The following is a 26,056-nucleotide window of genomic DNA, read 5'->3' as shown; positions in this document are numbered from 1 at the left end:
AGCCCCGCCAGGCGCAAGCGCGCAAGATCAACCAGGGCCGGTTCCCGGGAATGCTGAACAACCCACTCCAGTTCTCCCTGGGCGTCACCGTCCTTGCCCTGAGCATGGCAGATCGCCGCAGCAATCAGGGCGCCCCGGGTAGCCAGGGCGCTGTCGGGCTGCTGAGACTGCAAGGCGCGGGCAGCCCCCAGAGTGGGCGTCACCGCTCCCGTGCGGGCAGCCACCCGTATGGCTTCAAAGGCGCGTCCGGCTTCCTTGTCCTGACGGTGTCCGTACCAGAGCCAGCCATTGTATCCGCCGACCCCCAGCAGGGCTGCCGCCGTCCCCACCATCACCCACTTGCCATACTGGCGCCACCAGGCTTTCAGAGAATCGATTTGTTCCTGTTCTTCGAGATCGTACATGGATTCACTCACTTGACTTGATTTGTTGGATCGCTTCCATGACATCCAGTGTCGACTGGGCACCCTGACCACGCAACGGCTTGAGCGAAACCTTCTGGTGCGCCGCCTCCTCTTCGCCCAGAATGATGGCCCACCCCGCACCACTGGCGTCGGCACGCTTGATCTGGGACTTGAAATTTCCTCCGCCCGCATGAAAGTGCACGTCCAACCCGGAGGAACGCAGCGTCTCGGCCACGCGCAGGGCCCAGGCTTCCTGCCGCTGGTGCATGACATACACCCCGGGATGAACGCCGAATCGCTGCGCCCAGTGCGGTTGCTGTTCCAGCAAAGCCAGGAGCCGCTCCATTCCAAGGGCAAAACCACAGGCCGGAGCAGGTTTCCCGCCCAACTGCTCCAGCAGCCCATCGTACCGTCCCCCGCCGCAGATGGTGCTCTGGGCCCCCAGCAGGGGAGTCATCCATTCAAACACCGTGGCATTGTAATAGTCCAACCCGCGCACCAGACGCGGATCGATTTGATACGCCACGCCATTCTGCTGCAACAGCCCTTGCAAGGTCTCGAAATGAACGCGGGATTCCTCATCCAGATCATCCATCAGTCGGGGGGCATTCTCGATCAGCCCGGTCATGGCCGGATTCTTGCTGTCCAGGATACGCAAGGGGTTGGTGGCGAGGCGTCGCCGCGAGTCCTCGTCCAGACGATCCGCGTGGGCCGAAAAATAGGTCTGCAGGCGCGTACGGTAACGCGCCCGAGTGGCACTGGACCCAATGGTATTGAGGTGCAGGGAAACATCGCTCAGTCCCAGGCGCTGCCAGAGCCGGGCGGTCATGAGAATCAGTTCGGCATCCATCTCGGGGCCGGCAAAACCCATCGCTTCCACGCCACACTGGTGAAACTGCCGGTAGCGTCCTTTCTGGGGACGTTCATGGCGAAACATGGGGCCCATGTACCAGAGTCGCTGAGGTCCGGCGTGCAACAGATGATGCTGGATGACCAGCCGGGCGCAGGAAGCCGTTCCTTCGGGACGCAAGGTCAAGGCCTCCCCGTTGAGGGAATCCACGAAACTGTACATCTCCTTTTCCACGATATCCGTTGCCGTCCCGATGGAACGGACGAACAGACCGGTGGGTTCCACCACGGGGAACCGGACCTCCCGATACGCGTAAGCACGCAACCACTGGCGAATTTCTTCCTCGAGAAAAGCCCACTGCTCGCTCACCCCCGGGATGACGTCGTTCATCCCGCGGACAGCCTGAAACTGTTCACCTTTCATGTACCCACTCCGTAGCGCCGAGCCACATAGGTCTCCACCAGCGCCTGAAACTCTTCTGCAATCCGTTCGCCCTTGAGCGTTACGGTCTTTTCTCCATCCACATAGACGGGGGCCACCGGACGCTCGCCCGAACCGGGAAGGCTGATGCCGATATCGGCCAGCTTGCTTTCGCCAGGACCATTGACCACACACCCCATCACCGCCACCTGCAGATGCTCCACGCCCGGATACCGATCCCGCCAGAGGGGCATTTGACGGCGCAGGTAAGCCTCGATCTGTTGGGCCAGGGACTGGAAATAGGTACTGGTGGTTCGCCCGCATCCGGGACAGGCCGTCACCTGAGGCACAAAAGCGCGCAGCCCCTGGGACTGAAGAATCTCCTGGGCCACCCGAACTTCCAGGGTGCGGTCGCCGCCGGGCTCCGGCGTCAGCGATACCCTCAGGGTATCCCCGATCCCTTCCTGCAACAGCACAGCCAGGGCCGCCGTGGAGGCCACGATCCCCTTGCTCCCCAGGCCGGCTTCCGTCAAACCGAGGTGCAGCGGGTAGTCACAGCGCCGGGCCAGATCCCGGTAAACGGCGATCAGATCCTGAACCCCGCTCACCTTGCAGGACAGGACGATGCGCTCGGGCGCCAAACCCCAGGCCACTGCCTGCGCGGCACTTTCCAGTGCCGAAGCCACCAGCGCCTGGCGCATGACCCGGGAAACCGGATGGGGCTCGGCCAGACGGGCATTTTCATCCATGAAGCGGGCCATGACCTGGGGGTCCAGACTGCCCCAGTTCACGCCGATCCGGATCGGTTTATCATGGGTCCGCGCGAGTTCGATCAACCGGGCAAACTGCTCGTCGCGCCGGGAACCCTGCCCGACATTGCCGGGATTGATACGGTATTTGGCCAGCGCCCGGGCACACTCGGGAAACTCACTCAACAGTTTGTGTCCGTTGAAGTGAAAGTCCCCCACCAGAGGAACGGCATATCCCGTTCGGTCGAGGGCCTGGCGCAGCGCAGGAACCTGGCGGGCGGCTTCTGCCGTATTCACGGTCACCCGCACCAGTTCCGAGCCTGCCTGGGCCAGGGCCTGGATCTGCTGGAGGGTCGCCTCGAAATCCGCCGTATCGGTATTGGTCATGGATTGCACGACGATGGGTGCATCCCCGCCAATCCACAGGGACCCGACCTGAACCGGACGGGAATGGCGCCGCTGGATCCCTTCCTGCATGGAGCTGCTCATGGCTGCCCCGTCACCGATCCCTGTGGCGGCACAGGGTGCGCGGGGGAAGCAGCGGACGACCGGGGCAGCCTGTCTTCTTCAGAGAGTTTCCCGGCAGGAAGGGGTTGCGCCGGTTCTGCCTGGACGGGTGTGGATTCCAGGGGAGGAAGTGCATTGGAAAAAGGAGACCGGAGGGAAGATGGATGCGCCACGGTGGTCGCTTCCAGGGGATTCTTTCCCGAAAAAACGCCCGTTTGCCAACCCGCCACGCCAGCTGCGCCCAGAATAAGCACGATCAGCAGCACCCCCACCGGGAACGCACGCGGCACCTGTTTCCAGGAAGCCGAAATTTCCCGGCCCCAGGGTCGCTGTCTCCTGGGCTGAACAGGCGGGGAAGTCTGCGGCACGAGGTGCGGGGGGCGTGCATCCTGCCGCTCCCGCTCGAGTTGGGCCAGCAGGGCGGCAGGAGATTCTCCCAGTTGACTGGCATAGGCGCGCACCAGCGCACGCACAAACATGATGTCGGGCAAGGCATCGTAGTCGCCCGCTTCCAGCAACTGCAACTGGTGCGGAGAAAAACGCAGGCGCTGCACCATGTCCTGGAGCGTGAGCCCCTTCTGCTCGCGCAGTGCGGTGAGGCTTTGCCCAACGTGGGACTGTCCGCCACTTTCCTGATTCATATCCGCTCTTCCTCGCGTTTTTCGTGCCGCCGGCTGCGATCCACCACCTTTCCCGCCAACTGACCACAGGCGGCATCGATGTCATCCCCGCGGGTCCTGCGCACCGTCACGACCAGCCCCGCAGCCATGAGGAGGTCACGAAAACGGGCGATTCTTTCCGGTGCAGAGCGTCGATACCCGGACCCCGGAAAGGGATTGAAGGGGATCAGGTTGAACTTGCAGGGGACGTCCCGCACACAATCGATCAATTGCCGTGCCTGCTGGTCGGAATCGTTGACCCCGGCCAGCATCACATACTCAAAGGTGATGAAATCACGGGGCGCGGCCTTCAGATAACGCCGACAGGCCGCCATCAGGGCTGCAAGGGGATATTTCCGGTTGATCGGCACCAGTTGGTCGCGCAACTCGTCGGTGGGGGCGTGCAGGGAGACCGCCAGAGCCACCGGAGCACGTTCGCTCAAACGATCCAGGGCAGGAATCACGCCCGAGGTGGACAGAGTCACACGGCGCCGCGACAATCCATAGCCAAAATCGTCCAGCAGAATATCCAGGGCCGCCACCACCGCGTCATAATTGAGCAGGGGTTCGCCCATGCCCATCAGAACGACGTTGCTGATGACCCGTTCATGCGACTCGTTGGCGCCCAGGGCCTGGTTGGCCCACCAGACCTGTCCGACGATCTCGGCGGTCGTCAGGTTGCGATTGAACCCTTGCCGCCCGGTGGAACAGAAAGAACATTCCAGGGCACAGCCCACCTGGGAGGAGATGCACAGCGTCCCGCGGTGGGCTTCGGGAATGAAAACCGTTTCGATGGCATTCCCGGGGCCCAGAGAGAGAACCCACTTGCGCGTCCCGTCCTCGGCCGTCTGCTCGGAAACCAGGGCGGGCACCTCCACATGGGCGTGTTCTGCCAGACGTTGGCGGGCCGTTTTGGACAGGTCGGTCATCTGGCCGAAATCTGCCACGCCTTCCTGATGAATCCAGCGCATCACCTGCCGGGCGCGAAAAGGCTTCTCCCCCAATCCTGTCAGAAACTGGGTGAGCTCAGCGCGGTTCAAGCCCAACAGGTTGATGGTCATCGTTCATCAAATCAACGGGAATGAATCTGGGCGGCCGGAAAAAAGTAAGCGATTTCAACCGCGGCAGTCTCTGCACCATCAGAACCATGGACGGCATTGGCGTCGATGCTTTCGGCAAAATCCGCACGAATCGTGCCAGGAGCCGCTTTTTTGGGATCGGTGGCGCCCATCAGGTCGCGATGCTTGAGGATCGCATTTTCGCCTTCCAGTACCTGGATCATCACCGGCCCGGAAATCATGAATGAAACCAGATCCTTGAAAAAGGGACGTTCGCGATGGACGGCATAAAAGCCCTCGGCTTCCCGTTGGGACAGCCAGGCCATGCGGGCCGCTATCACCTTGAGGCCCGCCTTTTCAAAGCGGGTGTAAATCTCACCGATCACGTTCTTGGCAACGGCATCCGGTTTCAAAATGGATAGGGTTCTCTCGAGGGACATACAGGGACTCCAAAAAAGTATAGGGAAAACCCTTCGATTCTATCATGAGCCCAAAGAAAACGCAGCCCGTCCTCCCGGATGGATCAGGAAAACTCCTGCCCGGCAGGGGGCGAAATCCGCCAGTATCCCTGACGCCGCACCAGGGTCCAACCGGCCCAGCGAATTTCCGGATGGTGGTCCGGACGTGCCTTGCCCTGGCGCAAAATCTCCTGCAAACGCTGTTCCGAGCAGGCGGGGGCCCCCTGTTGCCGAATCCACCAGCGCAGCAGATGGAGCGCACGAGCCTCCGTCAAGGGCTGCAATGCCGCGACTTTCAGGCCCCGTTCATCGGAAATCTCTTGCCAGTCCTGGGCGGACAGGTCATCGAGGACGGCCTGCGCCTGCGCCAGATGACGCGCGCTGCGACTCAATGTGGCCCGCCAGGCCGGAAAAGCCTCGTCCAGCAAGGGACCCACGCGCTGGCGCAGAAAGTTCCGCGCATGACGGGGATCCCGATTGGAGGGGTCCTCGACCCAGTCCAGCTCCCGTGCCTCGGCGTAAGATTGCAGGACGGCACGCGGAACCCCCAGCAGGGGACGCACCAGGCTCGGTCCGTCCGGACCCAGCAAACGCTGCTGAGGCATGGCCTGCAGCCCCGGCAACCCGGCCCCCCGCAGCAACTGCAGCAATACGGTCTCCGCCTGATCGTCCTGATGATGCGCCAGGGCCACCCACTCCGCCGACTGACGGGCAAAAACCTCATAACGCCGGGCACGGGCCACCGCCTCCAGGCTTTCCCCCCCCTTCCGGGTCACCGTCACGACAGATTCAGCGCAGGGGATCTGCCACTGCTGACATAACCGCGCACAGAATGCCGCCCAGTCGTTGGCCGCAGATTGAAGTCGATGATTGACGTGCACCGCGCTCAAACGGAAGCCCAGTTCGGACTGGAGCCCGCGCAACACATGCAGCAACACGACCGAATCCAGTCCGCCGCTCAGGGCCACCACCAGACGTTGCCCCGGTTGCAGGAATCCGGTCAGTTGCCGGGACACCTGCCGGGACAGGGGATCAGTGGTTTTCCTTGAACTTTCCATACCCCATCAGGCGATCATGACGTCGCGCCAGCAATTCATCCAGGGTCAGGGCATCCAGGGATTTCAAGGTGTCCTGCAGCGCACGACGCAGGTTCTGCATCATGGTCACCGGATCCCGGTGCGCCCCCCCGAGCGGTTCCGCCACCACTTTGTCCACCAGGCCCAGCGATTTCAGACGCGCGGAGGTAATGGCCAGGGCTTCCGCGGCATCGCTGGTCTTTTCGGGCGTTTTCCACAGAATGGCGGCACAGCCCTCCGGAGAGATCACCGAGTAAATTCCGTACTGGAGCATCAAGGTGGCGTCGCCCACGCCCACCGCCAGGGCTCCCCCCGACCCGCCCTCCCCAATCACCGTGCAGATGATCGGCGTTTGCAGGGCCGCCATTTCCAGCAGATTGCGCCCGATGGCCTCCGACTGCCCCCGTTCCTCGGCCCCGATCCCCGGATAAGCGCCGGGCGTGTCGATAAAGGTGAAAATCGGCAGGTGGAATTTCTCGGCCAGACGCATCAGACGCAGCGCCTTCCGGTAACCTTCCGGACGCGCCTGCCCGAAATTCCGGTAGATGCGGTCCTTGGTATCGCGTCCTTTCTGATGACCGATCACCACGACCGGGCGTTCACCAAAACGGGCCACCCCACAGACGATCGCCGGGTCGTCGGAAAAACTCCGGTCGCCATGCAATTCTTCAAACCCCGTAAACAGCGCTTCGATGTAGTCCAGGGTATAGGGGCGCTGGCTATGGCGGGCCACCTGCGCCACCTGCCAGGCCTTGAGGCCCGCATAAATATCCTTGGTCAGGGTCTGACTCTTCTTTTGCAACCGTTCGATTTCCTGGGAGATATCCACCGCCGAATCTTCCTGCATGAAACGCAGTTCCTCGATTTTGGATTCCAGTTCCCCAATGGGTTGTTCAAATTCCAGAAATACCGTTTTCATCGCCCGTCCTCAGAGATAAGCCCAAACCGCCAGCCCACAGCCCACCAACGCTCCCACGCCGGCTGGCCAGAGCAGCCAGCGCCGCTGGGTCAGCGCAGTCACCGAAGCCAGGGCGATGGCAATTTGTATGAAGGTCATGGCCAGCGCCAGGGCATGGTGTGGATGAAAATACTTGTCGGCCAATTCGTTCTCGTAGCGCGATTGTGCCTCAAAAGCCTCGGCCCGCGCCTTGATCTCCTTCTTTTCCGTCTCGTAACGCGCCAGATCGGCCGCATAACCCCGCCGCCGGTCTTCCGGAGCCAACTGGGCCGCCAGGGACATCAGATGGGCCTTGGTGCTCTTGGCCTGATAAAAACTCCACTGATCGCTGGCATGGGCTTTGTAGAGAACCGCTTCATTCTTGTGCATGAGCGATTCATTCTGCGTATTCCCCCCCAGGTAACTGACCACGGCCCCGATCGCCGCCAGAATCGCCGTAAAAATCGCCACCTGCTGGGCCAGCGCCACCGTCCCTCCATGCCCCTGGGCCGCGTGCTCCAGTTCGTGTTCATGAGCGCCATGAACGTGAAAATCATGTTCCATCGTTCATTCCTCCTCGTCTTCCCGGGCCCGCCGGGCCCGCACCGCCATCCCCAACTCTTCCAGGATGTGCGCGGTCTGCGGCATGGCCAGACATCCATCGGTGATGCTCTGACCGTAGACCAGGGGTTTCCCCGAAACCAGATCCTGACGCCCCGAGCGCAGGTGACTCTCGATCATGACCCCCATGATGCGCTGTTCGCCCTGGCGCAACTGCAACGCCACATCGTGCCCCACATGCACCTGGTTCTCCGGATTTTTGGCGCTGTTGGCATGACTGAGATCGATCATGATGCGCGCGCTCAAGCCGCCCTGGGCCAGTTGGCTGGCGGCCTCCTCCACGTGGAGCGCCTGATAGTTGGGCGCTTTTCCGCCCCGCAGGATCACGTGGCAATCTTCGTTGCCTCGCGTCGCCACGATGGCCGAACGACCCGCCTTGGTCACCGACAGGAAATGATGGGGCTGCTGGGCCGCCCGGATGGCATCCACCGCAATCCGCAGGTTTCCGTCGGTTCCATTCTTGAACCCCACGGGACAGGACAATCCCGAAGCCAGTTCGCGATGCACCTGACTTTCCGTGGTACGCGCCCCAATGGCGCCCCAACTGATCAGATCGGCCAGGTACTGAGGGGTGATCAAATCCAGAAATTCAGTCCCCGCGGGAACCCCCATCTCGTTGATGGCCAACAGCAGACGACGCGCCACCCGCAAGCCTTCATTGATCTTGAAACTGCCGTCGAGTCCGGGATCGTTGATCAACCCCTTCCAACCCACCGTGGTGCGGGGTTTCTCGAAATATACCCGCATCACGAGGAGCAGTTCCTGCTGCCAGTGCTGAATCAGGGGAAACAACCCCCGGGCGTATTCCAGCGCGGCGATGGGATCGTGAATCGAGCAGGGTCCCACGATCACCAGCAGACGATCATCCACCCCATGGAGGATGCGATGAACCTGCTGGCGGGTGTCGAAGACCACCCGGGCGGCGGCGGTCGTGCTGGGAATCTCGCGCAACACCTGGTCCGGGGTCACCAATTCCTCGATGCCCTGAACCCTTACGTCGTCGTTCTCTGGTAAAACATCCTTCATTTCCCGAATTCCCGACTGGCCAAAAGCGACATTCTACCAAAGGGGGGGCTAGACCGTCCCGCCCACCGTCAGACCATCGATGCGCAGGGTCGGTTGGCCAACGCCCACGGGCACACTTTGCCCCTCCTTGCCACACACCCCCACCCCGGGGTCCAGCGCCAGATCATGACCGATCATGGAGACCCGGGTGAGCACATCCGGCCCATTGCCGATCAGGGTTGCGCCCCTGACCGGATACAGGCATTTCCCGTTTTCCACCCACCAGGCCTCGGACATGGAAAAAACAAATTTTCCGCTGGTGATGTCCACCTGGCCACCGCCGAAATTCACCGCATAGATCCCCCGGTCCAGGGAGGCAAGGATCTCCTCGGGCGGGCGATTTCCGTTGCGCATGTAAGTATTGGTCATGCGCGGCAAGGGCAGATGGGCGAAGGATTCGCGCCGTCCGTTTCCGGTGGGCGCCATGTTCATCAGGCGGGCATTCAGACCATCCTGCAGATAGCCCCGCAAGATCCCGTCCTCGATCAGCGGGGTACATTGTCCCGGCTGGCCTTCGTCGTCCCACTGCAGGGAGCCCCGTCGTCCCGGCAAGGTTCCGTCATCCACCACCGTCACGCCCGCAGCCGCGACCCGTTGTCCGATTCGTCCGCTGAAGGCCGAGGTTCCCTTGCGGTTGAAATCCCCTTCCAGGCCGTGACCGATGGCTTCATGCAGGAGGATTCCCGGCCAGCCGGACCCCAGGACCACCGTCATGGTACCGGCCGGGGCGGGGCGGGCCTCCAGGTTGAGCAGGGCCTGCTGGACGGCTTGACGGGCATACCCTTCCAGGATGGCGTCACTGAAATATTCGTAGCCGCTGCGTCCGCCCCCCCCCGCCGAACCCTGTTCGCGCACCCCCCCCTGCTCGGCAATCACCTGCAGGGAAACCCGCACCAGCGGGCGGACATCGGCCTGGAATCCCCCATCGCTGCGCGCCACCAGGACCACTTCGTATTCGCCGGCCAGCGAAGCCATGACCTGGACGACCCGCGGGTCGATCCGGCGCGCCATTCCCTCCAGACGCTCCAGAAGCCGTACCTTGGCTTCGTCGGGCAAGGTCGACAGGGGGTCCTGGGGGGCATAGAGAAGTGCCGCCGGGTGTGGTTTCGCACGCAACAGGGGACAGACCGCCTCCTGACCGGAACGTCCGATGGCTCGCGTGGCCCGGGCCGCCTGTTCCAGCGCCTCCCTGTGAATGTCGTCGGAATAGGCAAACGCGGTCTTTTCTCCGCTGATGGCGCGAATGCCCACCCCCTGCTCGATATGGAAGGACCCCGACTTGACGGCCCCCTCCTCCAGGCTCCAGCCTTCCGAGCGGGAATACTGGAAATACAGATCGGCATAATCCACATCGTGGGTCAGCATCAAACCCAGGGTTCGGGACAAATCTTCCTCTTCAAGGGCAAACGGTGCCAGCAACGTCGCTTTGGCAATCGAAATGGGGTCCATGGACATGATCCTAAATATTCCTGTACGAGATGAAATGAGGCGCCGCCATGCAATCAGACCCGCCCTTTTTCCCAGGGAACCCGGCGCCGGGACAAGGCGGGCAACTGACTGCGCAGATCGGCCTGATGGACGGGATTGACGCCGGCCATCACCACCCCCGACCCCCGCGCCAACTGATCCAGAATCACGCCCCAGGGATCGACGATCATGCTGGCGCCGTGGGTTTCCCGCCCGTTCATGTGGTAGCCGCCCTGGGCCGGCGCCACGACATAGGCCAGATTCTCGATGGCCCGAGCCCGTACCAGAGGTTCCCAGTGAGCCCGACCGGTGGTTTCCGTGAAAGCCGATGGAATGAAAATCAGGTCCACTTCGCCCATGGCGCGGTACAGTTCCGGAAAGCGCAGATCGTAACAGACGGATAACCCGATCCGGCCAAAGGGAGAATCGAAGGTCACCACCTCGTCGCCCGGCTCGATGGTCTGTGCCTCGTCATAACGTTCCTGAGCCCGTTGAAACTCGAACAAATGGATCTTGTCGTAGCGTGCCACGCAATGCCCCTCTTTGTCGTAGACCAGGCAACTGTTACGGATGCGCCGGTCGTCATGCCCCTTGAGGGGCACCGTCCCCCCCACGAGCCAGACCCCGAAGCGGCGTGCGCTGCGCGCCAGAAACTCCTGAACCGGTCCCCGACCGAAGGGTTCTGCGATGTCCACCTTGTCCGAATCCCGCATCCCCATCAGGGCAAAAAACTCGGGTAGGGCCACCAGGGACGCTCCGGCATCGGCCGCCATCTTGATCAGCCGCTCTGCCTCACACAGGTTGGCATCGAGATGGGGGCCCGAGGCCATCTGTATCGCCGCCACCCGGAAACTGCCCGGCAGGGGACGCGCTTTGCCGAACCCGGCATCGATGGACCCTCCGGCCGTTTCAAGAACCCGCTTCATCATTCATTCTCCCTATGGACTGTGTCATTCAAGGATGACCCACAGATTGTATCCGAGGATCGTCCCAAGGTCCCTGAATCGTGTAGGCATAACTCAATACCTGGTCAAAGGGGTTGCCCAGGATCTTCTGCAACACCCAGGAAGCCGCCCCCACCACCGGCCCCCCCACCACGGTGGAAGCCAAAGCCACACTGCCCTCCACCGAGGGGGCCACCTGGGCAGTCAGATCGCTGGTTTCATGGGCCAGATCCACCTTCCCGAACAACTTGACGCGGGCTGCGGGTCCGACCATCTCGAAATCGCGCGTATCCAGTTGGGAATGATCCAGGGCAAGGTCTGCGGTCAGATGATCAAAGGCAAAGCCTGCCGAAAAGACATCGTTGAAATCCAGGGTGATCCGGCGTGGCAACGTTTGCAGGCTGAACAAACTGATCAGACGCCCCAGCCCCCCCGTTTGTACCTTGGAGAACTGTCCATCCTTGAGATCCAGGGATGCGTGCCCCGACAGCCCCGTCAGATCGAAGTCTTCCAGCGCGCCGTCCCACTGGATATGTCCGTGCCCCTCCCCATGCCCACGGGCCACCAGCCCGGGATACCCCAATCCGACCAGGAGGTTCCCCAGATCCTCCGTCTTGACTTCCCATTGGTAGTGATTTTGCGGCTTGGGCTGATCCTGCCAGACCCCTTCCATCTGAATCTGGGTTTCCGGAGAAACCAGCGTCAGGGTCTGCAGATGCCAGATACCTGCGCCCTCCTGGGTGCCCACCAGGTGTGCATGCCCCGCCAACCCGTCCGGCAGGGCCAGATGATCCACCTGCAGGTCCATCGTGGGCATGTGCGCAGCCAGGGCCCGGGAATGATCCTCTGCCCCGGAGGAGGCACCGGGAGGGGAACCCGCCGGAATGACGAGATGCGCCAGATGCCCCGTCAGACGGCCCGGTTCCCCCTGCATCCCGATCAGGTCCCCGGCCACGCTGCGCCCTTCGGTCCGGATCAACCACTGTTTCCCCTCGACCCGGGCATCGACGCCGACTTCCGGCCAGAGTCGCCCGGCCCAGGACACGGCGCCAAACTTCACATGGACATGACTCACCCTGCTCTCGCCGGCTGGAGCAGCCGTCTCCGCGTTCTGGCTCCAGTGCGCCAGATAACGTTGCCAGGCCGTCAGATCCAGCATGGGCCAGGATCCTTCGACGGAAAGACCGGAGTCCAGGGGCGCATGGGGTTCCGCTTTTCCCAGCCACAGTCGCCCCCGTTCGAGTTGCCAGGTCTCTCCCGCTTCCGGTTCCGTTTTTGTGGCACGATACAGTGCCTGAAAAGCCAGTTGATCCCCCAGACTCCCCTCGACTTCCCGCCCCGCTCCGAATAACTGGGCATGGATTTCCAGGGGTCGGGCCGTTGCCGCATCCTTCTGCAACGGCTGCGGAAGATTCAGCGCCATGCCCACCAGAGACGTGTTGATCCACAGTTGAGGATCTTCGTTTTCTCTCTTTTCCAGCCGCCCCGACCAGTCGGTTTTTCCTTGCAAGGCCTCCAGCGGAGCCAATGCCGTCCATTTCCGCAGGGCCGTCGCTTCGATATGCCCGGCGAAGGAAGCCCGCAGGGTATGATGGATGCCCCGGATCGCCACAAAGGTGGTGTGCCCCCCCAACCACAGGGCATCGCCCCGCACCTCGGCGCGCACGTGCTGGTCGTGCAGACGCACATGGCCTTCCCAATTCACCGGCCCTTCCAGGCCCCGGGTCCAGAAGGAGGAGAAATGCCGCTGGAGTGCGCCCAGGGAAGTCGACCCCGCAAACTTCAGGTCGACCCCGCGTTCCGGCTTGGCCAACAACTGAAAAGCAAAGGGTTCGCCCAGATAACTTCCCTGCGTCTGGAGTTGCGCGTCCACCCCCCCATGACCAAAGGCAAACTCTCCCTGCCAGGGCTCCTGCCCCGTCACATCTTTCAGGATGGGTTCGTCATACACCGTCTGCAGCCGGGACCAGTCGCCCTGTCCGCTGGCCTTGAGATGCAGAATCCCGTGCCTGTCCGTGTGAAACTCCAGTGCCGCATCCCCGCCCAGAACGCGAGCCGTCAGGCCTTGGGAATTCAATTCCCGTTCAGTGAAGAGGAGGTGCCCCCTGACCTTGCTCAGGGGGGGAATCCCCAGCCTCCCTTCCGCCAGATCCGCCCCCAGGAATTCATAATCTCCCTGCACGCGGGTTTTCTGGGGCTGATCCAGGGGAATGCCCAGTTGCAGGGTCAAACGCCCATCCCCCTTTCCCGACCAACCCTCCAGTGCCTGGTCGAGCATGGCATTCAGGGGGCTGTGCTGGATGAAAGCCAGGCCGGCGGGCACCGGTCCCTGCGCCTGTCCCGAAACCAGCAGCACGGCGTCTTGCTTCGTCATGTCGGGAAGACGGGCCTGTACGGCGCCGAGGTGCGTGCCCAGCACGTCCCCCGACTGGGTCAGCACGAGCAGTTCGCCGCCCCGGATCTGCAACGTCCCTTCCAGATGGGTGAGGACGGGCCAGGCCGGATCGAAGTTCAGGTTGACGTCATGGAGCTGGGCGTCCACCCGGAAAGTGCCGCCCTGATCCCCCACGAAGGGAAAACGGGACAGATCGCCGGCCACGGAAAACTGCGCCGGACTGGCTTCGCCGCCCTGCAGCGCCTGATGAAGCCAGAGACGCGCCGGGCGCGGGATCACCAGCGGCAGATACTGCCATACCGCATCCGGCCGCGCGTGGGTCAAACTGCCGCTCAGGTGCGCCTGCCCAGGCCCCTGAGGCCCCACATCGAGATCGCCTTCGACGGAACCGGTCAGATCTTCATTGCTTACCTGCAACTGCTTGAGCGTCAGGGCCAGGTGGTCCTGCCGACGCTGCCACCGGGCATCCACCCGGAAGGAATTCGCCTTGAGGGGAACCACGAACAGGTCGGGCAGGTCCCATTGGGCCTCCAGCCCCGCCCCCTTGATCTGCCCCCCCTGCGCGTCACACGTCACCTGTCCTGAAAAGGCCTGCAGGGCAGGCAGGCCGTGCCAGGCATGAACCGACACATGATGCAGGGTCCCCTGGAACCCCAGGGAGTCGGCAAGAACCCCGCCCTCTTTCCAGGTAAGGCGGAGACCTTCCAGTTCTCCGCTGGGTGCCAGATCCTGCCAGATTTTTTGTTGCTCGGGGGAGAGGGGCAGCACCTTGACGAAGGGGTGCAGAACCGCCAGATCCACCCAGGAGGCCTCCATCTGGTTGCCTGTGCCGTCCGTATGAAAACTCACCTCCAGGGGACGCACCCAATGTGCGAAGGAAGGCCCGCTCAGGCGCACCTGATGCAGGGCCCAGGCGCGCACGCCGCCCTGCCAGCGCATCGTCAGTTCGCCCTGCAAGCGGTTGACCAGGAGGGCCTGCTCCGCGCCCGGAATATGCCAGACCAGGGGATGCAAATCCAGATCGGCATGCAGGTCCCAGCCATGCGCGGGGGTCAATTCGCCCACCACATGCAGCCCCCCCCGTGCCTGCTGGACCCCATTCAACACTTCCGCCCAGGGCGCCAAGGCGACCCAGTCCACCCGGAGGGCATCCAGTTGTACCCGGCCCTGCCAATCTGGCCAATGCCCCAGATCCGTTCCCCGGACCCGGCCCTCCAGATGGAGCGGACTGGCGAGGGCGTGGGGCGGCGTCAGGGTCACATCCCAGCGATGTACCCCGCCGCCATTGCTCAAATCCAGCTGGATATCCTGCAGGCGCAGGGGAGGGGCATGGCGGAGATCATCCTGCCAGACCAATTCGCCGCCCCGGACACGAATCTGCCCTTGCCGGGTCAACCATTCGAGAAAGGGGCTGGGTCCCTGTCCGGGAGGGGGCAAAAGGATCCCCGACAGAAACATCTGCCCCTCCGGGCTGCGGCGCAACGTCAGGTGGGGTTCTTCGATCTGCAGGTGGTCGAAATTCACCTGGCCGCGCAGAAAATCCAGCACATCGATGCGCGCCTGCACACGTTTGATGGTGATCCCGGGCTGGTTTTGCGGCGTGAACACGACGACATGATCCAGCACCAGGGTGGGCATCCAGTGGAACGCCCCCGAGGAAAGTCTCCCCACTTCCACCCGACTTCCCGTGGCTTGGGTCAGCAGGGCCATGGCCTGCGGCCGATAACGCCCCACGTCGTGCAGCACGATCCACTGCATCCCCCCCCAGGCGAGCAGGCACAGCAGGACCACTCCCCCCGTCAACCAGAGCAGAGCGCGGCGGGAATGGAAAAGTAAAGCCCGATGACTGATCATGGGACACATTATAAGGCAGTCCCTCTGGAGCCGGGAGAAGACATCCGCTAGAATGGGAAGTTTACAGTTCAGGAGTCATTTTCATGTCCATGTCCGACCGGGATGGTACCCTCTGGCTAGATGGTCGATACATCCCCTGGCGTACCGCCAACACCCACGTTCTCACCCATTCCCTGCACTACGGCATGGCGGTCTTCGAGGGGGTGCGGGCCTACCGGACAGCGGAGGGTACGGCAGTCTTCCGTCTGCGCGAACATACCGAGCGCCTGCTCCGTTCGGCGCACATCCTGCAGATCCCCGTGCCCTTCACGCTGGAGACCCTGATGGACGCCCAATGCCAGGTCGTCTCCCAGAACCGCCTGGAAGAAGGATACATCCGCCCGCTGGTCTATCTGGGCTCGGAAAAAATGGGCGTATCCCCGCGCGGGGCCCAGACCCATGTCGCCATCGCCGCCTGGCCCTGGGGGGCCTACCTGGGCGAAGAGGCCCTGCAACAGGGAATTCGCGTCAAGGTCTCGTCCTACACCCGCCACCACCCCAACATCACCCTGTGCAAGGCCAAGGCCAGCGGCAACTACATGAACTCCATCCTGGCCAACAACGAAGCCACCGCCGATGGCTACGACGAAGCCCTGCTCCTCGATGTGGAAGGATTCGTGGCCGAAGGTTCCGGAGAAAACCTGTTCATGGTCAAGCGCGGAGTCCTGTATACCCCCGACCTGTCCAGCGCGCTGGAAGGGATCACGCGCGACAGCATCATCCAGTTGGCCCAGGAAATGGGGATCACCGTGCTTGAACGACGGATTTCCCGGGATGAACTCTACACGGCTGACGAAGTTTTTTTCACCGGGACGGCCGCCGAAGTCACCCCGATCCGCGAAATCGACCGTCGGGTCATCGGGCGCGGAGCCCGCGGCCCCCTTACGGAAAAACTGCAGTCCGCCTATTTCGATTGCGTCAAGGGGCGCGCGCCCGCGCATCGGGACTGGCTGACCTTTCTTGGAGACTGAGACATGAGTACCCCGCCCACCCGTCCTCCGGTGCAGATCACCGCCGCCGACCTACCCTTCCACTGTCCGCCGCCCAAGGATGCGCTCTGGAACGCCCATCCGCGCGTTTTTCTGGATGTGGCGCGCACCGGACGGATGGCCTGTCCCTACTGCGGCACGGTCTATGAACTGAGCGGTCCGGCCCCTGCCGCCCATTGAAGCGGATCCTGATCGTCGGCGCCGCCTGGGTGGGCGACGCCGTCCTGGCTCAACCCCTTTTCTCCGCCCTGCGCGCGGCCGCCCCTGACGTGCACCTGACGGTGATGGGACCGCGCTGGACCCATGGGGTACTGCAGCGCATGCCCGAGGTGGATGCCCTCCTCGACCACCCCTTTCCCCATGGCCGCCTGGACCTGCCCGGGCGTTGGCGACTGGGACGCACGTTACGCCGTGCGGGCTTTGATCAGGCCATCGTTCTGCCCAATTCCTGGAAATCGGCGCTGGTCCCCTGGTTCGCCAGGATTCCGCAGCGCACCGGATTCATCGGGGAACAACGCCGCTGGTTGCTGAACGATATCCGCCGCCTCGATCCCGAACGTCTGCCGCTCATGGTGCAGCGCTTTCTGTCCCTGGCCGATCCGCAGGGCCGATGCCCCGAACCGCTGCCCCGTCCGCGTCTGGTCATCGATCCAGAGAACCAGTCCCGGACCCTGGAACGACTGCAACTGTCCCGTGCCCAGCCCATCGCCATCCTCTGTCCCGGCGCCGAATATGGCCCGGCCAAGCGTTGGCCCACCGCCCATTTTGCCAGGGTCGCCCAACAGTGGATCGCACAGGGCTGGCAAATATGGATTCTGGGTTCCGCCAGGGATCGTCCGGTGGGCGAGGAGATCGCCCAGCGGGTTTCCGCCCCCCTGCAGAACCTCTGCGGCATCACCGCCCTGGAGGAAGCCGTGGACCTGATGGCCCTGGCACAACGGGTGGTGACCAACGACTCCGGCCTGATGCACGTCGCTGCCGCCTTGGAACGCCCCCTGGTGGCCCTGTTTGGCTCTTCCAGCCCACGCTTTACCCCCCCCCTCAGCGCACAGGCCCGGGTCCTGCGTCTGGAATTGCCCTGCAGCCCCTGTTTCCAGCGCACCTGCCCCCTGGGACACCTGAACTGCCTCAATCTTCTGGACCCGGAACAGGTCCTGGCCTCCTTCCCCGCCCCCCCCTAAAACCAGCGCCCCACCATTTCGCCGCCCCAGCGCAGGCCCTCGCCCAGCGCCAGCGCCAATCCGAACACCGTGCGCAGGGGATGGTCGTAGGCTTCCATCGCCAGCACCCAGGCACAATGGCCCCGGAAACCCTGGCGCAGCCCGTCCGGCACGGGATAATCGCGCCGGGCCTCCGCAGGCCAGTCGGCCCGCTCGAGCAGCCCCATCCACAGGGATCTCCATTCCCGGTCCGTCAGCAGGTAGGGCCGCAGTTTCATGAAGACCGGGTCTTCTCCACTTCCGCCTTGCCATAACTCTTGATCTGCCGGGCCAGCCAGTCATTGGCCCGGTCCATCCGGGTCTGCATGAAGCGCTGGGTCTGCCCGGCGAAACCGGTATCCACCCGCCCGTGCCCGATCAGGGATGCCGCGATCTGGGGGACGTGACTCATGAGGTGGGCAATGATGCTGGCGGTGACCACCAGAAGCAGCGCCAGCGCCATGCTGTCCGCCGGGGAGGCATGCGTCCAGACCCCGGACTGCGCCATCATCCATTGCTGGATCAGGACAAACACCGGTTTGGCCATGACCAGGACCGTCACCGCCACCACCTGGTAAAAACAGGCGATGGAAAGGAAGCGGATCCACCCCAGGCATAACTCGCGGGTACTCTCCCACAACAGCCAGGGAATGAAAAACGGGCCGAGGGCCAGCGCCAGACCTGCCAGGGCATTCCCCATGATATGAATCACCGCCACCAGGGTCAGGGCCACGGTAAACACACAGAGGGCCACGAACAGAAAGGCCATGGTGATCACCCAGCCGCCCAGGGCCGCCCAGAAAGCGCTCGACAACGGGGTGGCGCCCGCCAGATAGCGCCCGGGACTGGACACCATCCCGTCCCAGATCGTCCCGATGAGATCGGCAAACACGCTCCAGGCCGTGGCAAATCCCTGACTCTGTCCCTGCGGTCCGGCGATGGCGCTGGTGAGCGTCACGCACCCCTGGTACACCCCGTCGTAGAAGACAAAATCATAGGAATCCAGGAACCAGCGCGTGAATCCCGCCAGAAAGATGAAGCGGATCAGGTGGGTCAGCACGGCCCCCAAACTCTCGCCCACGCTCGACTCGATCAACAGGTTCACCGTCGACCAGGAAAAGGTCAGAACCAGCAGGGAACCGTACAGGCTGTCTGCCACGCCGCTCATCCGGACGTGCAACTGACGTCCGCCCTCCAGAAGGGCCGTGGCCATCTGATCGATCAGGGACGGGTCGAGGAACAACATGGCGCGTCAGGGTCCCGGTGCCGTCAGGATGCCCCATCCCTGGCCATTTTCAGTCTGTTGCAACTGATCGTGCCATTGCTGGATCTTGAGGTGGTCATTCTGCAGACGTCGCTGCACCGTCTGTGCCGCCGCCGTATTGACCAGGGCGTCCTGTTGCTGCTGGGCCGAAACATTGGCCTGCGCGCTGGCGATCAGGCCCATCAACTGGGCATTCTGTCCCGCCAGCAGGTTGAGGTGCTGATTCGCCGTCTGGAGGCTCTGCTGCATCCCCCCCGTCGTACCGATCTGTCCCTGCAATTGCTGCAGTTGAGCATAGGAACCGGACAGTCCCTGCAGGACCCCCACTTCGCCCTGCAGGGTTGCCCCCAGTCCGTTCCCCTGGGTCTGGGACCACTGGATTTCGCGCGCCAGATAGTCCTGGGGCGTCAACTGGAGCGCGTTCATCTGGCGGGACTGATCGAGCAGGGTCTGTTGCAGGGTCGTGATCTGCTGCCCCGTGACGGCCAGGGTCTGGACCAGGGTCTGGGCCATCGCGCTCTGCTGGGTATAGGGCAACAGGACCTGCGCCAGCACGGCCTGGGGCAGGGTTTGCAGATTCTGCATTTGCGCCCCGAATTGCTGCAGTTGTATCAGGTACGCCTGGACCTGCTGGGCCGTTTGCTGCACGGCGTTGGCGGCGGTCAGAGCCGTTTCGATATGGTTGATGGGGTCGTAGACCACCATCCCCATGGCCTGGAGCGAGCCCGTCCAGAGCAGCCCCACCATTCCTGTCATCCATCCCCTCATGAATTCTTCACTCCCTCTTCTTCCTGTGCCAGCGCCTGAAAATACGCTTCCCGCCCTTCCACTCCCCGCGCCCCGATCCGTACATGCCGGTCGAAGAGACGCTGGGCCTGGACATCGGAACGTAGCCACGCCAGCAGGTCCGCTTCGAAGGTTGCCTCGAGCAGAACACATTCCCCGGGGGTGTGAAGCAGGTAATGACGCTTGGGGCGAGCCCGGGCCAACAGGTCGATCTGACTCTCGAGCAAGCCGAACTGGTTCCGATACAGTTCCCGGTGCACCCGGGCCTGGGCATTGGGCAGGAAGATGCGGGTCGGGACATTGTCGGCCAGAGTTGCAAAAATCTGCGATCCGGACAGGTCGTCCAGAGACTGGGTGGCCAGAATGACAAAGCCCATTTTTTTGGGCAGGGTTTTCAGCCAGTCACGGATGCGCCCGGCAAAAAACGGGTCTGCCAGCATGAACCAGGCTTCCTCGATGTAGATCAGGGTGGGAATGCCCGAATGCTGGGCGAGGCGCTGATCGATGCGATGAAAGGCGTAATCCAGAAAGGCGCGGGCCAGCACGGGATGGCGCAACACTTCCCCCATCTCGAAGCAGGTCAGGGAGGCCCACTGCAGGTCGTCCTCCGCATGGTCGAAATACCCGCCCCATTGCCCGCCCCCCAGCCAGGGCTCCAGTTCCTCCACCAGAAGGCGGGGAAGAAGCCCGGCGAGACTGCGCAGACGATGCAGTTCCGGGGCCCGGAGGCTGAGGTCTTCCAGTGCCTGACGCAGGCCCTGTTGTTCCGGGGAACTCAGGGAATGCCCGCGCGCACCCAGCAACCCCTCCAGCCAGCCCAGCAACCAGAGCCGCTCCGCCGGATCCCGGATCTCTTTCAGGGGGTTCAGTCTCATCCCCTGCCGGGCCACCTCGAAACAGCGCCCGCCCTGCAGCAGGACGGGAATGCGACAGGAGCGATCCTTGTCGAAGATGACCGTATGCACCGGCGCATACCTCTGGAACTGGCTGATCACGAAGTTGACCCAGACCGACTTGCCCGCCCGGGAAGGTCCCACCACGAACGTATGGGCCAGGTCCTGCTGGTGCAGGTTGAACGCATAGGGACTGCCGAAGCGTGTGCGGAATACCGTCAGGGCGGGAGAAAACACCCCCCGCTGCCGGGTCAGATAGGGATTCTCCCGTTGTCCTCCGGGCACGGTCCGCAAGGCGAACAGATCCGCCCAGTTGCTGCTGCTGATGAAATGCCAGCGCACCAGTTCGCCCCACTGTCCGGGCAAGGTGCCGGACCAGGCCGAATTGAGATGGAGCCGCTCGCGCAGAACCAGAAATCCTTCCCCACGAATGGCCTGGGCCACCTGGGTAACGGCCTCGTCCAGGCTGTCGAGGGTGGGACTCCAGACCAGGAGGGTCACATTCACATAGCCGTAGAGACGGCGTTGGGCCGTCATATCCGTCAGTGCCTGGCGCGCCTCGGCGGCCGAAACCGCCCGACCGGTATCGCGCACCACACTCTCCTCGCCGGACAGGGCTTCCCGCACGTAACTGAAGAGCGATTTCTGGAGATTGAGGTGGAACCGCTGGACATTCTTGATGTGGCGCTGGGCCTGGGCCTGGTCCACCAGACGAAAAACCTGGGACAGGGTCAGACTGGCCGGCACTTCCAGAAGACTGTCCAACATGCCCGGAAACGTGTGATCGGGCCAGGCCTTGAGGGTCAGGGCGGCACCATAGCGCACGCCGTGGATGCCGGTGCAGCGCAGATGGTCCGCGCCCACCACCACCTCGTCCTCCCCCAGGGCCCCATCCAGATAAGCCTCCTGCGGGAACGCCAGGGGCAGGTCGCCGGGCACGGAAGGACTGCACATTTCCTGCAGAAACTGCAGCAGGGCCGTGCCTTCCAGACGCTGCGCGCCCAGTGCCGGAACCGCCTGCATGAACTGGGTGAGGATTTCCTCGAACTGTTTCTGGCGCTGTTGCACCTGTTCCCAGGCCCGGGTTCGGACCGGACCATACCCCAGACTTCGGACCCAGAGGTACGCCTTGTGCAGGAGCGATGCCCCCGTTTTCGGGGCGGCCCACAACACGGACAGGTAGTGACGATTCGCCAGATGCCGGTGGCGGGCCAGTCCTTCCCCGTAAATCCTGTCGATGCACCGGCTGGCCTCGTGGCTGAAGCAACCGGGCTGAAACGGCACCACCGGGCGCCGCAGCACCGTGCACCAGAGGGTACAGCGACCTTCCAGGCCGTGGAGGGCCTGCTCCAGATCCTCCACGGCCTGATCGAGGACCTGGGGGTCATGATTTTCCGCGCATAACCCGCGCAGGGAAAAACAGGCCAGGAACCCGCCGTCCTTGTTCAGCACCACCCCGGGGGAAAGCTGGATCAGCCAGGGCAGGATCTCGGCCAGGCCCCGCTCCCGGTTTTTTCCGGGGGGTGACCCCACGTTCAACATGACAGGCCCCTGCCCCAACCCGCCGGGCGCCTTCCCCGAAGGGCGGACACCGGGGGCCAGGGCACATACCGGTCGGCCTGCCAGTTGTAACGGGCATAGATCTGGCGCAGAAAGGGATCACTGGCCGTCAGGTGGCGCATCACGCCATGAAAAAGCACCGCCACGAGCAACCACCCGTAAAAATGCAGATCTCCCACCAGCGCGATGGCCAGGGTGGCGTTGACGATGGCAAACGGTTTTTCCACCCCCCCGATCAGCAGGGGTTCCCACAAACACCGGTGGCAGGGGGACCGACGGCGAGGCGTGCTCATCACAGACATCCGGGCATCACCACCCCGGGGAACAGGGCCGTGATGATGCTCACCACGGAGAGCGCACAGGACATGCCCAGCAACCAGCTGGCAATGCGCGCCACCACGCCGCCCGTTTCCGCATACATGAACATGATCCCGATCATGATGGTGGCCACGACCGACAACACCACCGCCACCTGCCCTTTCAAACTGCTGGCCACCATGCAGATGGGGCCCTCCCAGGGCATCGGGGTATACATCGCCATGGCCAGGGGAGCCGCGCACAGAAGCCCGCAGAACACCCCCTGAACATACCCCCTCACCCGCCGATTTTTCGCCCCCTTGGGGGTAATCCCGATATTGCCCATGCGCCTACCCTCCCACTCGTTGAATGTGATCGACCCGCCGCCGTCCCTCCACCCGCCCCAACTGGATGATGCCCCCGATGGTGCGCCCAACCTGTCGTGCAATCGACTCTTCCGTCCAGCCCATGCCCGCCTGCAAGACCAGCTGGACGAGACGATGCAGTGCTTCCCCGGCGCTGTTGGCGTGGAGCGTGCCCAGACACCCCTCATGCCCCGTATTCATTGCCTGTAACAGATCGAAGGCCTCCGCCCCCCGCACTTCGCCGATGATGATCCGGTCCGGGCGAAAACGCAGCGCCTGGCGCACCAGATCGCGCAGGGTGACGCCCGCGGCAGGATGGGCCTCGAAAATCACCCGGTTGGGATGCTCCACCCGGAGTTCCCGTGTGTCCTCGATCACCACCAGGCGCTGGGTTTCCGGAATCTGGGCAATCAGGGCATTGAGCAGGGCGGTTTTTCCGGTTCCGGTCCCGCCGCTGACCAGCAGATTTTTTCTGTCCCGGATCCAGTGCAGCAGTTGGTCATGGAGGTCGGGTCGATGGGGAGCATCGAAAGCCGGGGGAATCGTTTCGCTGCCGACGGAAGCCCCGTCCGTAAACTGCTGGAGAGGAAAAATTCTTCCTCCATGCTTGCGCAGGCAGAGCGTGGGACCCCGTACCGCCACCGGGGGAAGCACGGCAGAAACACGCCAATCGCGGAAACCCAGATCGAGCAGGGGGCGCGTCTGTTCGAAACCCGCCGTGCGGGCGGACAGGGCCGCCAGCACCTGGATCACGGTACGCGTGGCCGCTGCGCTGAAGTTCAGGGAAACCGGCTCCAGGCGCCCGGCCCGTTCCACCCAGACGTCATCCGGGGCATTCACCATCACCTCGCGGACGTCCGCCTCGTCCAGCAACCGGGAGAGGTCGCCCAGGGCGTCATCCAGCAGGGATTCGAGATAGGAAGGTTCGTTCCACATGCCCCCATCATAGGGCAGCCCCCTCCACCAGACCTGCGGAGAAACGACCTGGAATTCCCCTATTCCGGAACGGTCAACCCACCGTGCAACGCGCTGCCCGTTGCACCCCGCACACCAGTTCGTAGGCCAGCGTGCCGCAACAGTGGGCCAGGGTACTGACCGAAACCCGATCTCCCCACAGTTCCACTTCCGTGCCCACCGTCACCCGGGGGGCATCGGTCAGGTCCACGGTGAGCATGTCCATGGACACCCGTCCCGCCAGGGGCACGAAATCTTCCCCGGCGCTCACCCATGTCCCCTGGGGGGCCGTACGGGGATAACCATCGGCATAGCCGCAGGGGATGACCCCGATGCGGACCGGGCGACGCGCCTGAAACAGTCCACCATAGCCCACGCTGTCGCCCGTTTTGATCCAGCGCTCGACCATGATCCGGGAACGCAGGGACATGACGGGACGAAGCCCGGCACGCACCGGCTGCCCGGGAGCGGCAGGATCGAGACCATAGAGCATCAGTCCGGGGCGACCCCAATCGCCCCGCGCTTCCGGATACCCCAGAATGGCCCCGGAATTGGCCAGGCTGGTTCGGACCGAAAGCCCCTGGATCGCCTGACGAAAAAGGGTCAGGGCCGGATCCAGCGCTCCGGGATTCACCCCGTCGGCATGGGCAAAATGGGTCATGACCGTGACCGTGACCCCGGGAAATTTGCGCCGCAACTGGTCCACCGCCCAACGCAGTTCGGATGCATCCAGACCCAGACGGTGCATCCCGCTGTCGAACTTGAGCCAGAACCCGCCTGCCGGGGGAACTGACTGCCCCAGCAGGAGTTGCACCTGCCAGGGTTGATGCAGAACGGCCGTCAGGGCCTGATGCTGGACCTGGCCCAGATCCGTGGAAGAAAAAATGCCTTCCAGCAGGACGATGGGCTGCGTGATGCCTGCCGTGCGCAGTTCCGCACCCTCTTCCAGGGTCGCCACCGCAAACCCCTCCGCCTGGGGGGCCAGGGCCCGGGCGCAAACCACCGCGCCATGCCCGTAGGCGTTGGCCTTGACCACCGCCAGCAGGGCCCCGCCATGAAGGCGTCGTGCGCCTTGAAAGTTTTCGCGCAGACGTTCCAGGTTGACATGAATGGAGGTAGGACGGGACATCCGCGCACTTTACCCCAATTCCTTCCCTTTCGCCGGTTGTCAGCGCGTATACTCGAAGGGTTTTCATTACGTGCCCCAGGTCGTCATGTTGCGTCCCCCTCCCGTCCCGTTCCCGCCTCCCCCCTTTTCCCCTTCCTTCTGGCTCCGCAACCCCCATCTCCAGACCATCGGCGGGGCGCGCTGGATCCCGGTCCCGCGCCCTCTCTGGCGGCAGGAAATCTGGGCCAGCCCGGACGGGGATATCCTCCAGGTCGAGCGCCTGGCCGGCGCCTCGGACCGGCCCGTCCTGACCCTCTTCCATGGTCTGGAAGGGAGCGCGGAATCGCCCTACATCCGCGCCCTGGCCAATGCCGCCCAGGCCCTCGGATGGAGCGTGGTGGCCCCCCACTTCCGGGCCTGCGGCTCGCGCCTCAATCTCCGCCCCCGTCTCTACCACGCCGGGGACAGCCCGGAAATCCACTGGATCCTCCGGCGCGTCCAGGCCGAATACCCGCATGTGCTGCGTCACGCCGTCGGGTTCTCCCTGGGGGGCAACATGCTCCTCAAATGGCTGGGGGAACAGGGCGAGGATGCCGGACAATGGATCGACCGCTGCGTGGCCGTGGCCACCCCCTTCGACCTGACCGCCGTGGGCGACCATTTGACCCGGGGCCTGAACCGGTTCTACGGCCTTCATTTCCTGACCACCCTGAAAGCCAAGGCACGGGCCAAGCACGCGCAATTCCCCGGCTCATTCGACCTCGAAGCCACCCTGGCGGCGCGTACCCTGCGCCAGTTCGATGACCATTGCATGGCGCCCCTGCACGGCTTTCGCGATGCCAGCGAGTATTGGGAACGCAGCAGTTGCCTGCCGCTGCTGCCCCATATCCGTCGCCCCACGCTGCTTCTGCAGGCGCGGGACGACCCCTTCATGCCCCCCTGCGCGCTGCCCTCCCGCCAGGTCCTGCCGCCGGGCGTCACGCTGGATCTCCAGGACCAGGGAGGACATGTGGGATTCATCTCCGGGATCCTGCCGCCCAGGGCCGACTGGATGCCTGCCCACCTGCTGGATTATCTGGGGCGTTTTCTGCCCCCTTCACAGAACGGTCACAATCCTTCAGAATAACCCTTTCCCCTC

The 26,056-nt window shown here is 63.5% G+C and carries 25 protein-coding genes; 4 read left to right on the top strand and 21 right to left on the bottom strand.

The window, feature by feature from the left end:
* The 13 genes from M6F29_RS03895 to M6F29_RS03835 form a co-directional block, all read right to left on the bottom strand.
* On the bottom strand, window positions 1-404 hold a 404-nt coding region (locus M6F29_RS03895), incomplete at its 3' end, for a YfgM family protein (protein WP_298157625.1).
* Between the two features lie 4 nt (window positions 405-408).
* Window positions 409-1,677 carry a histidine--tRNA ligase gene (gene hisS / locus M6F29_RS03890; RefSeq protein ID WP_298157624.1) on the bottom strand — a complete coding sequence of 423 codons (1,269 nt, stop codon included), beginning with the start codon at window positions 1,675-1,677 and terminating at the stop codon, window positions 409-411.
* Window positions 1,674-2,900 carry a flavodoxin-dependent (E)-4-hydroxy-3-methylbut-2-enyl-diphosphate synthase gene (gene ispG, locus M6F29_RS03885; protein ID WP_366525934.1) on the bottom strand — a complete coding sequence of 409 codons (1,227 nt, stop codon included), beginning with the start codon at window positions 2,898-2,900 and terminating at the stop codon, window positions 1,674-1,676. Before ispG ends, hisS begins: the two co-directional genes overlap by 4 nt.
* 8 nt (window positions 2,901-2,908) lie before the next feature.
* Complete coding sequence (locus tag M6F29_RS03880) at window positions 2,909-3,571, bottom strand: helix-turn-helix domain-containing protein (protein WP_298157622.1); 663 nt, start codon at window positions 3,569-3,571, stop codon at window positions 2,909-2,911.
* Entirely contained in the window at window positions 3,568-4,650 is a 1,083-nt protein-coding gene (gene rlmN / locus M6F29_RS03875; protein ID WP_298157621.1) for a dual-specificity RNA methyltransferase RlmN, read from the bottom strand. The genes M6F29_RS03880 and rlmN overlap by 4 nt, the downstream gene beginning before the upstream one ends.
* Before the next feature lie 11 nt (window positions 4,651-4,661).
* Window positions 4,662-5,087, bottom strand: coding sequence for a nucleoside-diphosphate kinase (ndk, locus tag M6F29_RS03870; protein ID WP_297480477.1), 426 nt, complete (start codon window positions 5,085-5,087; stop codon window positions 4,662-4,664).
* Window positions 5,088-5,170: 83 nt separating this feature from the next.
* Window positions 5,171-6,163, bottom strand: coding sequence for a tRNA lysidine(34) synthetase TilS (gene tilS, locus M6F29_RS03865; RefSeq protein WP_298157620.1), 993 nt, complete (start codon window positions 6,161-6,163; stop codon window positions 5,171-5,173).
* Entirely contained in the window at window positions 6,138-7,100 is a 963-nt protein-coding gene (locus M6F29_RS03860; protein WP_297480483.1) for an acetyl-CoA carboxylase carboxyltransferase subunit alpha, read from the bottom strand. The genes tilS and M6F29_RS03860 overlap by 26 nt, the downstream gene beginning before the upstream one ends.
* A gap of 9 nt (window positions 7,101-7,109) precedes the next feature.
* Window positions 7,110-7,682: a DUF4337 domain-containing protein gene (locus M6F29_RS03855; RefSeq protein ID WP_297480486.1), complete on the bottom strand. Its 573-nt coding sequence runs from the start codon at window positions 7,680-7,682 to the stop codon at window positions 7,110-7,112.
* 3 nt (window positions 7,683-7,685) lie between these two features.
* Window positions 7,686-8,765 carry a 3-deoxy-7-phosphoheptulonate synthase gene (locus tag M6F29_RS03850; RefSeq protein ID WP_298157619.1) on the bottom strand — a complete coding sequence of 360 codons (1,080 nt, stop codon included), beginning with the start codon at window positions 8,763-8,765 and terminating at the stop codon, window positions 7,686-7,688.
* 48 nt (window positions 8,766-8,813) lie between these two features.
* The gene (tldD, locus tag M6F29_RS03845) at window positions 8,814-10,253 is read right to left on the bottom strand and encodes a metalloprotease TldD (protein ID WP_298157618.1); all 1,440 of its coding nucleotides are present in this window, start codon (window positions 10,251-10,253) and stop codon (window positions 8,814-8,816) included.
* Window positions 10,254-10,306: 53 nt separating this feature from the next.
* Window positions 10,307-11,200 carry a carbon-nitrogen hydrolase family protein gene (locus M6F29_RS03840; RefSeq protein ID WP_298157617.1) on the bottom strand — a complete coding sequence of 298 codons (894 nt, stop codon included), beginning with the start codon at window positions 11,198-11,200 and terminating at the stop codon, window positions 10,307-10,309.
* Between the two features lie 25 nt (window positions 11,201-11,225).
* Window positions 11,226-15,464 carry a YhdP family phospholipid transporter gene (locus tag M6F29_RS03835; protein WP_298157616.1) on the bottom strand — a complete coding sequence of 1,413 codons (4,239 nt, stop codon included), beginning with the start codon at window positions 15,462-15,464 and terminating at the stop codon, window positions 11,226-11,228.
* An 83-nt stretch (window positions 15,465-15,547) separates the two neighbouring features.
* Between M6F29_RS03835 and M6F29_RS03830 the strand changes: the two genes are divergently transcribed.
* From M6F29_RS03830 to waaF, 3 genes are read left to right on the top strand one after another with little or no spacing between them, the layout of a single operon-like run.
* Window positions 15,548-16,474 carry a branched-chain amino acid transaminase gene (locus M6F29_RS03830; protein ID WP_298157615.1) on the top strand — a complete coding sequence of 309 codons (927 nt, stop codon included), beginning with the start codon at window positions 15,548-15,550 and terminating at the stop codon, window positions 16,472-16,474.
* Between the two features lie 3 nt (window positions 16,475-16,477).
* Window positions 16,478-16,672: a zinc-finger domain-containing protein gene (locus M6F29_RS03825; RefSeq protein ID WP_297456369.1), complete on the top strand. Its 195-nt coding sequence runs from the start codon at window positions 16,478-16,480 to the stop codon at window positions 16,670-16,672.
* Window positions 16,669-17,673, top strand: a complete 1,005-nt coding sequence (gene waaF, locus M6F29_RS03820; protein WP_298157614.1) for a lipopolysaccharide heptosyltransferase II — start codon at window positions 16,669-16,671, stop codon at window positions 17,671-17,673. Before M6F29_RS03825 ends, waaF begins: the two co-directional genes overlap by 4 nt.
* Here the strand turns inward: waaF and M6F29_RS03815 are convergent.
* The 8 genes from M6F29_RS03815 to alr all read right to left on the bottom strand — a co-directional run bounded on the left by M6F29_RS03815 (window position 17,670) and on the right by alr (window position 24,939).
* A complete protein-coding gene (locus M6F29_RS03815; protein ID WP_297456373.1) occupies window positions 17,670-17,930 on the bottom strand; it encodes a hypothetical protein in 261 nt (86 codons plus the stop codon). The two genes, waaF and M6F29_RS03815, sit on opposite strands and share 4 nt — an antisense overlap.
* Complete coding sequence (locus M6F29_RS03810; protein WP_298157613.1) at window positions 17,927-18,937, bottom strand: type IV secretion system protein; 1,011 nt, start codon at window positions 18,935-18,937, stop codon at window positions 17,927-17,929. The genes M6F29_RS03815 and M6F29_RS03810 overlap by 4 nt, the downstream gene beginning before the upstream one ends.
* A gap of 6 nt (window positions 18,938-18,943) precedes the next feature.
* Window positions 18,944-19,723 carry a TrbJ/VirB5 family protein gene (locus tag M6F29_RS03805; RefSeq protein WP_297504676.1) on the bottom strand — a complete coding sequence of 260 codons (780 nt, stop codon included), beginning with the start codon at window positions 19,721-19,723 and terminating at the stop codon, window positions 18,944-18,946.
* A complete protein-coding gene (locus M6F29_RS03800; protein ID WP_298157612.1) occupies window positions 19,720-22,176 on the bottom strand; it encodes a VirB4 family type IV secretion system protein in 2,457 nt (818 codons plus the stop codon). The genes M6F29_RS03805 and M6F29_RS03800 overlap by 4 nt, the downstream gene beginning before the upstream one ends.
* Entirely contained in the window at window positions 22,170-22,487 is a 318-nt protein-coding gene (locus tag M6F29_RS03795) for a VirB3 family type IV secretion system protein (protein ID WP_297480512.1), read from the bottom strand. The genes M6F29_RS03800 and M6F29_RS03795 overlap by 7 nt, the downstream gene beginning before the upstream one ends.
* The gene (locus tag M6F29_RS03790; protein ID WP_297456383.1) at window positions 22,487-22,837 is read right to left on the bottom strand and encodes a TrbC/VirB2 family type IV secretion system protein; all 351 of its coding nucleotides are present in this window, start codon (window positions 22,835-22,837) and stop codon (window positions 22,487-22,489) included. The genes M6F29_RS03795 and M6F29_RS03790 overlap by 1 nt, the downstream gene beginning before the upstream one ends.
* A 4-nt stretch (window positions 22,838-22,841) precedes the next feature.
* Entirely contained in the window at window positions 22,842-23,792 is a 951-nt protein-coding gene (locus M6F29_RS03785) for a TadA family conjugal transfer-associated ATPase (RefSeq protein WP_297484739.1), read from the bottom strand.
* A 73-nt stretch (window positions 23,793-23,865) separates the two neighbouring features.
* A complete protein-coding gene (alr, locus tag M6F29_RS03780; RefSeq protein ID WP_298157611.1) occupies window positions 23,866-24,939 on the bottom strand; it encodes an alanine racemase in 1,074 nt (357 codons plus the stop codon).
* Window positions 24,940-25,009: 70 nt separating this feature from the next.
* On the opposite strand from alr, the gene M6F29_RS03775 reads away from it, so the two are divergent.
* Window positions 25,010-26,044 (top strand): YheT family hydrolase, encoded by a 1,035-nt coding sequence (locus M6F29_RS03775; RefSeq protein ID WP_298157610.1) that lies wholly within the window; start codon window positions 25,010-25,012, stop codon window positions 26,042-26,044.
* The last annotated feature ends 12 nt before the right edge of the window (window positions 26,045-26,056 follow it).

The organism is Ferrovum sp., from assembly GCF_027317285.1.
GTDB lineage: Bacteria > Pseudomonadota > Gammaproteobacteria > Burkholderiales > Ferrovaceae > Ferrovum.
The sequence above is the reverse complement of the archived record's forward strand: the minus strand, read 5'-3'. Positions and strand labels throughout refer to the sequence as shown.